The sequence below is a fragment of the Cellulomonas sp. P5_C6 genome (assembly GCF_054049635.1).
The window spans coordinates 1-12,032 of record NZ_JBFULZ010000121.1; the positions used below are offsets into that span (position 1 = coordinate 1).

At 71.6% G+C, this 12,032-nt stretch carries 10 protein-coding genes and 1 pseudogene; all 11 read left to right on the top strand.

The features are described 5' to 3' along the window. Window positions 1-564: pseudogene (locus tag ACXJKG_RS13840) on the top strand (hypothetical protein); the annotation flags it as partial. 14 nt (window positions 565-578) lie between these two features. Beyond that, window positions 579-1,226, top strand: coding sequence for a hypothetical protein (locus ACXJKG_RS13845; RefSeq protein WP_456846327.1), 648 nt, complete (start codon window positions 579-581; stop codon window positions 1,224-1,226). 282 nt (window positions 1,227-1,508) lie between these two features. Beyond that, window positions 1,509-2,735, top strand: a complete 1,227-nt coding sequence (locus ACXJKG_RS13850) for a geranylgeranyl reductase family protein (RefSeq protein WP_456846328.1) — start codon at window positions 1,509-1,511, stop codon at window positions 2,733-2,735. A gap of 34 nt (window positions 2,736-2,769) precedes the next feature. Further along, window positions 2,770-3,132 carry an NADH-quinone oxidoreductase subunit A gene (locus tag ACXJKG_RS13855; protein ID WP_456846329.1) on the top strand — a complete coding sequence of 121 codons (363 nt, stop codon included), beginning with the start codon at window positions 2,770-2,772 and terminating at the stop codon, window positions 3,130-3,132. A 24-nt stretch (window positions 3,133-3,156) separates the two neighbouring features. Then, a complete protein-coding gene (locus tag ACXJKG_RS13860; protein WP_421743496.1) occupies window positions 3,157-3,708 on the top strand; it encodes a NuoB/complex I 20 kDa subunit family protein in 552 nt (183 codons plus the stop codon). Continuing rightward, a complete protein-coding gene (locus ACXJKG_RS13865; protein ID WP_456846330.1) occupies window positions 3,705-4,490 on the top strand; it encodes an NADH-quinone oxidoreductase subunit C in 786 nt (261 codons plus the stop codon). The genes ACXJKG_RS13860 and ACXJKG_RS13865 overlap by 4 nt, the downstream gene beginning before the upstream one ends. Further along, the gene (locus ACXJKG_RS13870) at window positions 4,487-5,836 is read left to right on the top strand and encodes an NADH-quinone oxidoreductase subunit D (protein ID WP_456846331.1); all 1,350 of its coding nucleotides are present in this window, start codon (window positions 4,487-4,489) and stop codon (window positions 5,834-5,836) included. Before ACXJKG_RS13865 ends, ACXJKG_RS13870 begins: the two co-directional genes overlap by 4 nt. Continuing rightward, entirely contained in the window at window positions 5,836-6,666 is an 831-nt protein-coding gene (nuoE, locus tag ACXJKG_RS13875) for an NADH-quinone oxidoreductase subunit NuoE (RefSeq protein ID WP_456846332.1), read from the top strand. Before ACXJKG_RS13870 ends, nuoE begins: the two co-directional genes overlap by 1 nt. After that, window positions 6,666-8,006, top strand: coding sequence for an NADH-quinone oxidoreductase subunit NuoF (nuoF, locus tag ACXJKG_RS13880; protein WP_456846333.1), 1,341 nt, complete (start codon window positions 6,666-6,668; stop codon window positions 8,004-8,006). The genes nuoE and nuoF overlap by 1 nt, the downstream gene beginning before the upstream one ends. Then, window positions 8,003-10,591, top strand: a complete 2,589-nt coding sequence (locus ACXJKG_RS13885) for an NADH-quinone oxidoreductase subunit G (RefSeq protein WP_456846334.1) — start codon at window positions 8,003-8,005, stop codon at window positions 10,589-10,591. Before nuoF ends, ACXJKG_RS13885 begins: the two co-directional genes overlap by 4 nt. Next, the gene (nuoH, locus tag ACXJKG_RS13890; protein ID WP_456846335.1) at window positions 10,588-11,943 is read left to right on the top strand and encodes an NADH-quinone oxidoreductase subunit NuoH; all 1,356 of its coding nucleotides are present in this window, start codon (window positions 10,588-10,590) and stop codon (window positions 11,941-11,943) included. Before ACXJKG_RS13885 ends, nuoH begins: the two co-directional genes overlap by 4 nt. Window positions 11,944-12,032 lie beyond the last annotated feature (89 nt).

Genomic DNA, 12,032 nt, shown 5'->3' on the forward strand with positions numbered 1-12,032 from the left:
GGCGACGTCGTCACCTACCAACGCGTGTCGGCGAGCCCGGAGGTTGTCACGCATCGCGTGGTCGGTCTCGGGTGGACCTCCACGGGAGAACGGCAGTTCGTCACCCGTGGTGACGCCAACAATGCGGCCGACCCGCCCGTGCGCGCCGTGCAGATCCGCGGAGTCGTCGCCTACCACCTGCCGTACCTCGGGTACGTGAACACGTGGGTGGGCATCAACCGGCCCGGCTGGCTGCTCAAGGGCGTCGCCGGCGCGCTGATCCTCTACGGGCTGGTGCTGGTCGGCGGCGGCGTGCGGGACCGGTTCCGCCGCGTACGCCCGGACGAGGCCACGACCGACGACCCGTCCGATGCGGTTGTCGTGGTACCCGACGTGACGGTCGCCTACAGCGACGTCGTGATCGAGCGCGCATCCCCGTCGCCGACGGCGCCGCTCCGGCGAGCGCGTTCGGCGACGGAGGACCGCGCTCGCCGACGTTCGCCCGCGCCCGGCGCGGTCGTCACCGTGGTTGCTCTTTCCGGGCTCGTGGTCGGGCTCGCGATCCTGGGCCGGCGATCGCGGTGACGCGGGTGCAGAGCGTGCGGCTGATCGGTGCCCTGCTGCTCGTCGGTGCGTCGACCATCGTCCCCGCGGCCGCGGCGCAGGCGGCCGACCCGCTCGAGCTCTCACTCGACGGGACCTCGTGGTCCGCGACACTTCCGGGAATGCTGTTCGCGTCGCCGAGCGTCGTCGTCCCCGGCGACGTCATCTCGTCGGCTCTCTGGGTCCGCAATGCCACGGGTGATCCCGCGCGGGTGGATCTCGAGGTCGCCGACGACCTGGGCGTGACCCCAGGGACCCTCGCCGGGGACCTCTCGTTGAGCATCGACGGCACCCCGGCGCCGGGCGGCACCAGCTGGCACGGGCCCGATCTCGCCCCGGGTGGCACGGCGCGCATCCCGCTCGTCGTGACCTTCGCGGCCTCGTCACCGCTCACCAGCCAGGTCAGCGTGGCGGCGGTCCTGGACGCGGTGACCCTCGTGCAGACGGGAATCGGTCCCGGAGTCGCCCCGACGACCCCCGCGACCGCGCCGGCCGGCGCCGCGAACGCCGCGCCTCCCGCCTCCGGCGGACTCGCGCACACGGGCGCCGAGATCGCGCGGGCCGCGGGCATCTCGCTCGGCGCGATCGTCGTCGGGTTCCTGCTGCTGGCGGCCCGCCGCCGGTCCCGGCGCGCGGAGAACTGACGGACCCCGACGGACGGGCTCGCCGCAGGGTCGGCGGGATGCACCCGCTTGGGTGAATGATGGGCTCCGTCGGAGCCCGACCGCAGCGCCCCGCCCCGGAAACATCGCGCGGTCAACCGGCAGATCACACCCCGTTCTTCACCCGCTCCTACGAGGTAAGGAGTGCCTTCGCAGACAGCCCTGGGGGTGCTGGTTACACTCGCCGGGAGCAGTACGTGAACATCGTCACAAGTGGGGTCACTGGTGGTGGAAACAACGCACGATGACGCAGATGTCATCGTCGTGGGCGCGGGCCCAGCAGGGTCCGCCGCCGCGTTCCACTGCGCCTCCGCGGGCCTCGACGTCCTGCTGCTGGAGAAGTCGGAGTTCCCCCGCGACAAGGTGTGCGGCGACGGTCTGACGCCCCGCGCGGTGGCCGAGCTGGTGCGCATGGGGCTCCCCATCCGCGAGCAGGACGGTTGGATCCGGAACATCGGCCTGCGGGTGCTCGGTGGTGGTCACCGTCTCGAGCTGGCGTGGCCCGAGCTGTCGAGCTACCCGTCGTACGGCCTGGCCAAGTCGCGGATGTCGCTGGACCACACGCTGGCCGACCACGCCCGCGCGGCCGGCGCCAAGCTGCAGGAGCGCACCAACGTCACGGGTCCGGTGCGCGACGAGCGCTCGGGGCGGGTGGTCGGGGTGCAGGCGAAGGTCGACGGGGAGACGGTCACGTACCGCGCGCCGATCGTCATCGCCGCCGACGGGGTCTCGGCGCGTCTGGCCACGGGGATGGGCCTCGAGAAGCGCATGGACCGCCCGATGGGCGTCGCGGTGCGCACCTACTTCACGACCCCCCGGCACGACGACCCGTGGATGGAGAGCCACCTCGAGCTCCGGGACGACGACGACAACCTGATGCCGGGCTACGGCTGGATCTTCTCGCTCGGCGACGGGACGGCGAACGTCGGGCTCGGCTCGGTGGCGTCGACGGCGGCGGCGACCAAGGTCGACTACAAGAAGCTGTTCGCCACCTGGATGCGCCACGTGCCGGCCGAGTGGGAGTTCACGCCCGACAACCAGGTCGGTCCGGTCAAGGGTGCCGCGCTGCCGATGGGGTTCAACCGCGGGCCGTTGTACGCCAACGGCCTCATGCTGGCGGGCGACTCTGCCGGGATGATCAGCCCGTTCAACGGCGAGGGCATCGCGTACGGCCTGCAGGCCGGCCGGGTCGCCGCCGACGCCATCGCCCAGGGGCTCGCGCGCGGGACCGCCGCCGGCCGCGAGCGCGCGTTCGCCACGTACCAGGGCCGGATGAAGGACGACCTGGGCGGGTACTACACGCTCGGCCGGGTGTTCGTCCGGCTGATCGAGCACCCCGAGGTCATGCGGGTGTGCACCCGGTACGGGCTGCCGCGGCCGCTCGTCATGAAGTTCGTGCTCAAGCTCCTGTCCGACTGCTACGAGCCGAAGGGTGGTGACCTGGTCGACCGGGTCATCGCCGGGCTCGCCCGGATCGCCCCCGCCGCATGAACACCCCCACCACAAAGAAGTGGAGTGACGTTCGATGACCAACCCGTACGTCCCGCTGCTCTTCCTCATGGGCATCGCCGCCGTGCTCGCCCTCGGGGGCGTCGGCTCGAGCGTCATCCTCGGCCCCAAGCGGTACAACCGCGCCAAGCTCGAGGCGTACGAGTGCGGCATCGAGCCCACCCCGCACGCCATCGGCGGCGGCCGCTTCCCCATCAAGTACTACCTGGTCGCGATGACCTTCATCATCTTCGACATCGAGGTGGTCTTCCTCTACCCGTGGGCCGTGAGCTTCACGGACCTCGCCCTGTTCGGGCTGGTCGCGATGATCGGGTTCCTGGTGATCATCACGGTGCCGTTCGTCTACGAGTGGAAGCGCGGCGGGTTCGAGTGGGACTGAACGCTTTCATGAAGGAGTGTTGAGATGGGCATCGAAGAGGCACCGTCGGGGTTCCTGCTCACCACGGTCGAGGACCTGGTCGGGTACTTCCGCAAGGCGTCCCTGTGGCCGGTCACGTTCGGCCTGGCCTGTTGTGCCATCGAGATGATGGCGGCCGGTGCCAGCCGGTTCGACATCTCCCGCTTCGGCATGGAGGTGTTCCGCGCGTCCCCGCGCCAGGCGGACCTCATGATCGTCGCCGGCCGCGTCAGCCAGAAGATGGCACCCGTGGTCCGCCAGGTCTACGACCAGATGAGCGAGCCCAAGTGGGTCCTCTCGATGGGCGTCTGCGCCAGCTCCGGCGGCATGTTCAACAACTACGCGATCGTGCAGGGCGTCGACCACATCATCCCCGTCGACATCTACCTGCCCGGCTGCCCGCCGCGGCCCGAGATGCTCATCAACGCGATCCTGGCGCTGCACGAGCAGATCGAGAACGAGCCGCTCGGCGGCAACCGCAAGGCGGCGGCCGCGGCTGCCGAGGCCGCTGCTCTGGCCGCGACGCCGACGTCGCAGATGACGGGGCTGCTCAAGTGACGGAGAAGACCGACGCCGCCGACGCCGCGAAGCCCGGCGACGCGACGACCGCCGCGCAGCCGACCAGCGAGGCTGCGCTCGAGGCCGGGTCGCAGAACATCCCCGCCGAGGGGCGGCCGCAGATCGAGGTCGTCGACGTCCGTCGCGGCATGTTCGGCGCAACCGGCTCGGGCGACACCTCCGGCTACGGCGGGCTGGTCACGGCGATCGCGCTGCCCGGCCCCAGCGAGCGGCCGTACGGCGGCTGGTTCGACGAGGTCGTCGACATCCTCACCGAGGTGCTCGACGAGTCGGGCACCGGCTACGACGCGGCGGTCGAGTCCGTGGTCGTCGACCGCGAGGAGCTCACGCTGCACGTCGCGCGCGAGCACGTCGTCGAGGTCTCCCAAGTTCTCCGGGACGACCAGGACCTGCGGTTCGAGCTCAGCCTGGGCGTCTCGGGCGTGCACTACCCGCACGACGTCGGCCGCGAGCTGCACGCCGTCTACCACCTGGTCTCGGTGACCCACTCGCGCCGCCTGCGGCTCGAGGTCGCGGTCCCCGACTCCGACCCGCACCTGCCGTCGACCGTGTCGGTGTACCCGGCCAACGACTGGCACGAGCGCGAGACGTTCGACTTCTTCGGGATGATCTTCGACGGGCACCCGGGGCTCGCGCGGATCGAGATGCCCGACGACTGGCCGGGCCACCCGCAGCGCAAGGACTACCCCCTCGGGGGCATCCCGGTCGAGTACAAGGGCGCCACCGTGCCGCCCCCGGACCAGCGGAGGTCGTACCGATGACCACCCAGACACCCCGTGCCACACCGCACGTCGTGGACGCCGACACCGAGGGTGTTCCCTCCTTCGAGGCGTCCGGCGGCGACTGGTCCGAGATCGCCGAGGAGGCCGCCCGCCTCGGCGAGGAGCGGATCGTCGTCAACATGGGCCCGCAGCACCCGTCGACCCACGGCGTGCTCCGCCTCATGCTCGAGATCGACGGCGAGACGGTGACCGAGGCCCGCGCGGGCATCGGCTACCTGCACACCGGCATCGAGAAGAACATGGAGTTCCGCACCTGGACCCAGGGCGTGACCTTCTGCACGCGCATGGACTACGTCGCGCCGCTGTTCCAGGAGGCCGCGTACTGCCTGGCGGTCGAGAAGCTGCTGGGCATCACGGACGACGTCCMCGAGCGGGCCACGGTCATCCGGGTGCTGATGATGGAGCTCAACCGGATCACGTCGCACCTGGTCTGCCTGGCCACAGGCGGCAACGAGCTGGGCGCGACGACGATCATGACGGTCGGCTTCACGGCCCGCGAGGAGATCCTCAAGGTCTTCGAGCTGATCTCCGGCCTGCGGATGAACCACGCGTACATCCGCCCCGGCGGCGTCGCGCAGGACATCCCGCCGGGTGCGATCGACACGATCCGCGAGGCGCTGGTGGTGGTCCGCGGCTACTTCAAGCAGCTCGAAGACCTCATGATGGCCAACCCGATCCTGCACCTGCGCCTCAAGGACGTCGGCTACCTCGGGCTGGCCGGCTGCATGGCGCTCGGCATCACGGGCCCGGTGCTGCGGTCGGCGGGCCTGCCGTACGACGTGCGCAAGCACAACCCGTACTGCGGGTACGAGACGTACGACTTCGAGGTCCCGGTCGCGCAGTCGGCCGACTCGTGGGCGCGCCTCGTGCTGCGGCTCGAGGAGTGCTACCAGTCGATGCGGATCGTCGAGCAGACGCTGGACCGCCTGCAGAAGATCGGCCCCGGACCGGTGATGGTGGCGGACAAGAAGGTCGCCTGGCCCGCGCAGATGGCCATCGGGTCCGACGGCATGGGCAACTCGCTCGACCACATCCGGGAGATCATGGGCACCTCGATGGAGGCCCTGATCCACCACTTCAAGCTGGTCACCGAGGGCTTCCGCGTGCCGGCCGGTCAGGTGTTCCAGACCGTCGAGCACCCCCGCGGCGAGCTCGGCGTGCACCTGGTGTCCGACGGCGGGACACGCCCCTACCGGGCGCACTTCCGCGACCCGAGCTTCAACAACCTGCAGGCCACGTCGATCATGTGCGAGGGCGGACAGGTGGCCGACGTCGTCGTCGCCGTCGCGTCGCTCGACCCGGTGCTGGGAGGGGTGGACCGCTGATGTCCATCGAGACGAGCCGTACGCACAAGACCGCGTACGACGCCGAGACCCATGCGCGCCTCACGGCCGACTCGGACGTCATCGTGGCCCGCTACCCGCAGGCGCGCTCGGCGCTGCTGCCGATGCTGCACCTGGTGCAGGCCGAGGACGGCTACGTCAGCCCCCGCGGGATCGCGTTCTGCGCCTCCCACCTGGGCCTGAGCACCGCGGAGGTGTCCGCGGTCGCGACGTTCTACACGCAGTACAAGCGCCACCCGAACGGCACCTACACGGTGGGCGTCTGCACGAACACCCTGTGCGCGATCATGGGCGGCGACGCCATCTGGGAGGACCTCTCGGACCACCTGGGCATCGGGCACGACGAGACGACGGACGACGGCGTGATCACGCTCGAGCGCGTCGAGTGCAACGCGGCCTGCGACTACGCGCCGGTCGTGATGGTCAACTGGGAGTTCTTCGACAACCAGACGCCCGAGAGTGCCCGGCAGATCGCCGACGACCTCACCGCCGGCAAGCCGGTCGTCCCCACGCGCGGCGCCGCGAGCGTGTGCTCGTTCACGGAGATGTCCCGCGTGCTCGCCGGCTTCGGCGACGGCCGGGCCGACGAGGGCGTCGGCGCCGGGGTGCCGACGCTGCGCGGGCTCGAGCTGGCCCGGGCCGAGGGCTGGACGGCGCCCGCGTTCGCCTCGACGGGCGCATCCGCCGGGAGCCACGAACCGAAGGTCGGCGGCGAGCAGTCCAGCGCCGAGCGCCCGGTCACCACGCCTGCCGACGTCTCGCCGGCGGCGGAGCAGAAGAAGCAGTCCACCGACGACGCGAAGGAGTCGTGATGGCGACGACCCTCACCCCGGTGCTGACGGACACGTGGGACGCCGACCGCTCGTGGTCGCTGGCGTCGTACGAGGACGCCGGCGGCTACCGCGGCCTGCGCCGCGCGCTCGGCATGCTGGCTGCCGACGTCGTCACCATGGTCAAGGACTCCGGCCTGCGCGGCCGCGGAGGAGCGGGCTTCCCGACGGGCATGAAGTGGGGCTTCCTGCCCGCGCCCGACGGCGGACCGCGGTACCTGGTGGTCAACGCCGACGAGTCCGAGCCGGGGACCTGCAAGGACATCCCGCTGATGATGGCCAGCCCCCAGCACCTCATCGAGGGCATGATCATCACGAGCTACGCGATCGGCTGCCACCACGCGTTCCTCTACGTGCGCGGCGAGGTGCTGCACGTGTACCGGCGCCTGCTGCTCGCCATCGAGGAGGCCCGTGCGGCCGGGTACCTCGGCACCGACATCCTCGGCTCCGGCTTCGACCTGGAGATCACGCTGCACTCGGGCGCGGGCGCGTACATCTGCGGCGAGGAGACGGCGCTGCTCGACTCCCTCGAGGGCCTGCGCGGTCAGCCGCGGCTCAAGCCCCCGTTCCCCGCGGTCGCCGGCCTGTACGCGCGGCCGACGGTCGTGAACAACGTCGAGTCGATCGCGTCGGTGCCGGGCATCGTCGTCGGCGGCGCGGACTGGTTCAAGTCCATGGGCACCGAGCGCTCCACGGGACACGGGCTGTTCTCCCTGTCCGGCCACGTCACGCGGCCGGGGCAGTACGAGGCGCCGCTCGGCATCACGCTGCGCGAGCTGCTCGAGATGGCCGGCGGCATCCGCGAGGGCCACGAGCTGAAGTTCTGGACCCCGGGCGGCTCGTCGACGCCGATCTTCACCGCCGAGCACCTCGACGTGCCGCTGGACTACGAGTCGGTGGGCGCCGCGGGGTCGATGCTGGGCACGCGCGCGCTGCAGATCTTCGACGAGACCACGTCGGTGGTCCGGGCCGTCACCCGCTGGACCGAGTTCTACAAGCACGAGTCCTGCGGCAAGTGCACCCCGTGCCGCGAGGGCACCTACTGGCTCACGCAGGTGCTGCAGCGGATCGAGGCGGGGCAGGGCACGCTCGCCGACATCGACCTGCTGCTCGACCTGTGCGACAACATCCTCGGCAAGGCGTTCTGCGCCCTCGGCGACGGTGCGACCAGCCCGATCACCTCGGCGGTGCAGTACTTCCGCGAGGAGTTCGTGGCGGGGACCCACACGCCCGCCGACGTGCTGTTCCCGCCGGAGCTGAGCAGCCTGTTTGCCTACAGACCGAAGGTCAACGACTCAGTGCTCGCTGGGGTGCACGCATGACGATCCTGTCCTCCGGGCCGACGACGTCCCTGGTCCCCGCCGCCCCGGTCGCGCCCGCCGAGCCTGCCGGCGAGACGGTGACGTTCACCGTCGACGGCATCGAGACCGCCGTGCCCAAGGGCACGCTCGTCATCCGGGCCGCCGAGCAGCTGGGCATCCAGATCCCGCGGTTCTGCGACCACCCGCTGCTGGCCCCCGCCGGCGCGTGCCGCCAGTGTCTGGTCGAGGTCTGGGCGCCGGGCCGCGACGGCGCGCTGGCCAAGATGCCGAAGCCCCAGGCCAGCTGCACCCTCGAGGCCACGCCGGGCATGCAGGTCAAGACGCAGCACACGTCGCCGGAGGCCGACAAGGCCCAGCACGGCGTCATGGAGCTGCTGCTGGTCAACCACCCGCTGGACTGCCCGGTGTGCGACAAGGGCGGCGAGTGCCCCCTGCAGAACCAGGCGATGAGCAACGGGCGCGCCAGCACCCGGTTCGTCGACGTCAAGCGCACGTTCCCCAAGCCGATCGCCATCTCGACGCAGATCCTGCTGGACCGGGAGCGCTGCATCCTGTGCCAGCGCTGCACGCGGTTCTCCGAGGAGATCGCCGGCGACGTGTTCATCGACCTGCAGAAGCGCGGCGCCAACCAGCAGATCGGCACGTTCGACACCGCCGTGCTGGGGTTCGCCGGCGAGGCGCCGCTGGGTGCGGCCGCCGAGGACACCTCGGGCCGCCCGTTCGCCTCGTACTTCTCGGGCAACACCGTGCAGATCTGCCCGGTCGGCGCACTGACCAGCGCGGCGTACCGGTTCCGGTCGCGTCCGTTCGACCTGGTCTCCACCCCCGGCGTCGGCGAGCACGACTCGCAGGGCTCSGCCATCCGTATCGACCACCGCCGCGGCGTCGTGCTGCGGCGGCTCGCGGGCGAGGACCCGGTGGTCAACCAGGAGTGGATCACCGACAAGGACCGGTTCGCGTTCACGTGGCAGTCCGCGCCGGACCGCATCACCACGCCGCTCGTGCGCAACGCAAACGGTGAGCTCGAGCCCGCCAGCTGGATCGAGGCCCTCGATGTCGCCGCCGCCGGCCTGCGCGCGGCCGAGGCGCCCGACGACCCGCGCGACACCGCGACCGGCGTCGCCGTCCTGCCCGGCGGTCGCCTGACCCTCGAGGACGCCTACGCGTACGGCAAGTTCGCCCGGGTCGCGCTCGGCACCAACGACGTCGACGGCCGCGCCCGCCCGCACTCGGCGGAGGAGGAGACGTTCCTCGGCCACCACGTCGCCGGTCGCACCCTCGAGGTCACGTTCGCGGACCTCGACCGCGCCCCCGCGGTGCTGCTCGTCGGCCTGGAGGTCGAGGAGGAGGCGGGCATCGCGTTCCTGCGGCTGCGGGACTCGGTCATCCACCGCAAGACCAAGGTGCTGTCGGTCGCCGCGCTCGAGAGCCGCGGGCTCCAGCGCCTGTCCGGCACGCTGCTCCCGGCCGCGCCCGGCACGGAGGCCGAGGTCCTCGACGGCATCGGCACCGACGACGCGTTGGCGCAGGCCGCCGAGCTGCTCGGCACCGAGGGTGCGCTCGTGCTCGTCGGCGAGCGCCTGGCCGGGGTCCCCGGCGGGTTCTCGGCGGCCGTGCGGCTCGCGCGGCGCACCGGTGCCCGGCTCGCCTGGATCCCGCGCCGCGTGGGCGAGCGCTCCGCGGTCGAGGCCGGCCTGCTGCCGTCCCTGCTGCCCGGCGGCCGCCCGGTCGCCGACTCCGCAGCCCGCGTCGACCTCGCCGCCGTGTGGGGCGTCGAGCACCTGCCCTCCGCGGCGGGCCGCTCGACCTCCGAGATCCTCGCCGCCGCGCGCGCCGGTCGCCTCGGCGGCCTGGTCGTCGGCGGCCTCGAGCCGGCCGACCTGCCCGACCCGGCGATCGCGCGCGAGGCGCTGGACCGCGTGACCTTCCTGGTCTCGCTCGAGGTCCGGCACTCCGAGGTCACCGAGCGGGCCGACGTCGTCCTGCCCGTGGCACCGCCGACCGAGAAGTCCGGCACCTTCGTCACGTGGGAGGGCCGCCCGCGGCCGTTCCCGCAGGCGCTCGTCTCGCACGCGATGGCCGACCACCGCGTCCTGGACCGGCTGGCCGACGCCCTCGGCGTGGAGCTCGGGCTGCAGACGCTGGCCGCGGTGCACGCCGAGCTCGACCAGCTGGGCGGCTGGGACGGAGCTCGCCTGAACGCGCCCGACGTGGCCGCCACCGAGCCGCCCGCCGTCGCGCCCGGCCACGCCGTGCTCGCCACCTGGCACCAGCTGCTCGACGCCGGCCGCCTGCAGTCGGGCGAGCCCTTCCTGGCCGGCACCGCCAAGCGGCCCGTGGCCCGCATCTCGGCGGGGACCGCGGAGGCGCTCGGCGTGTCGGACGGCGGCAACCTCGGCGTCTCGACGGACGCGGGCACGATCGTGCTGCCGGCGGTCGTCACGGACATGCCGGACCACGTGGTGTGGCTGCCGACGAACGCGGCCGGGAGCGGCCTGCGCGATGCGCTGCACGCGGACGCCGGCGACGTCGTGCGGCTCGCGCCCGTCGGGCGTCACCTGCAGACCGAGGAGGTGGGCGCATGACCCCCCTGATCGTCGACGCGGTGGCTCCGGTGACCGCCGACTTCAGCCAGGACACCTGGTGGATCTGGCTGATCAAGGCCGTCGCCATCGTCGTGTTCCTGCTGACCAGCGTGCTCATCGCGATCTGGTTCGAGCGCAAGGTCGTCGCCCGCATGCAGGTGCGGCCCGGCCCCAACGTGCACGGCCCCTTCGGCCTGCTGCAGTCGCTCGCCGACGCCATGAAGCTCCTGGTCAAGGAGGACATGACGGTCAAGGCGGCCGACAAGCTCGTCTACATCGTCGCCCCGATGATCGCGGTGTTCTGCTCGCTGCTGGTGTTCGCCGTCATCCCGTTCGGCCCGGAGGTCGATCTGTTCGGGGTGCTCACGCCGCTGCAGCTCACCGACTTCCCGGTGGCCGTGCTCTACATCCTCGCGTGCGCGTCGGTCGGCGTGTACGGCATCGTGCTCGGCGGCTGGTCGTCCGGGTCCACGTACCCGCTGCTCGGCTCGGTCCGGTCGACCGCGCAGGTCATCAGCTACGAGCTCGCGATGGGCCTGTCGCTGGTCAGCGTGTTCATCGTGGCCGGCTCCATGTCGACGTCGCAGATCGTCACGTCGCAGACGGCGATCTGGTGGTTCATCCCGCTGATCCCGGCGTTCCTCATCTACCTCATCTCGATGGTGGGGGAGACCAACCGCCTGCCGTTCGACCTCCCCGAGGCCGAGGGCGAGCTGGTGTCGGGCTACATGACCGAGTACTCGTCGATGAAGTTCGCGTGGTTCTTCCTCGCCGAGTACATCAACATGCTGAACGTCTCGGCGGTCGCCACCACCCTGTTCCTGGGCGGCTGGCGTGCGCCGTGGCCCATCTCGGCGATCAACGACGGGATGTTCAACCACGGCTGGTGGCCGGTGCTGTGGTTCCTGGCCAAGCTCTGGTTCTTCATGTTCATCTTCGTGTGGATCCGCGGCTCCGTGCTGCGCTTCCGGTACGACCAGTTCATGAAGATCGGCTGGAAGATCCTGATCCCGGCGGCGCTCATCTGGGTGGTCGCGGTCGGCGTGGTGCAGGGCGTCCGGCAGTTCTCCGGCGTCGAGCTGCGTCCGCTGCTGTTCGGGATCGCGGGCCTGGTGTTCGTCGCGCTGATCATCTCCTTCCTCATCCCCGAGAAGAAGGCGCCGACCGGCCCGAAGCGACCACCAGGACCGCAGGTGTACGACCCCTACGCGGGCGGCTACCCCGTGCCGCCGCTGCCCGGGCAGGTGCTCCCGCCGTCGCCGCGCGCGCTGGCCAGGGCGGCTGCCGCGGCGCAGGCGCAGGAGTCCGCGACGACGACCCCCCAGGTCACCCAGGAGGTGCACGGTGGCTGAGCCCCGCAAGCCCGACCCGAAGGGCGTCCCGGCCCGCAAGCCGGCGACGTCCGCGAGCGGCAAGCCCGCGCCCGCGCGCAGGGCCGCCG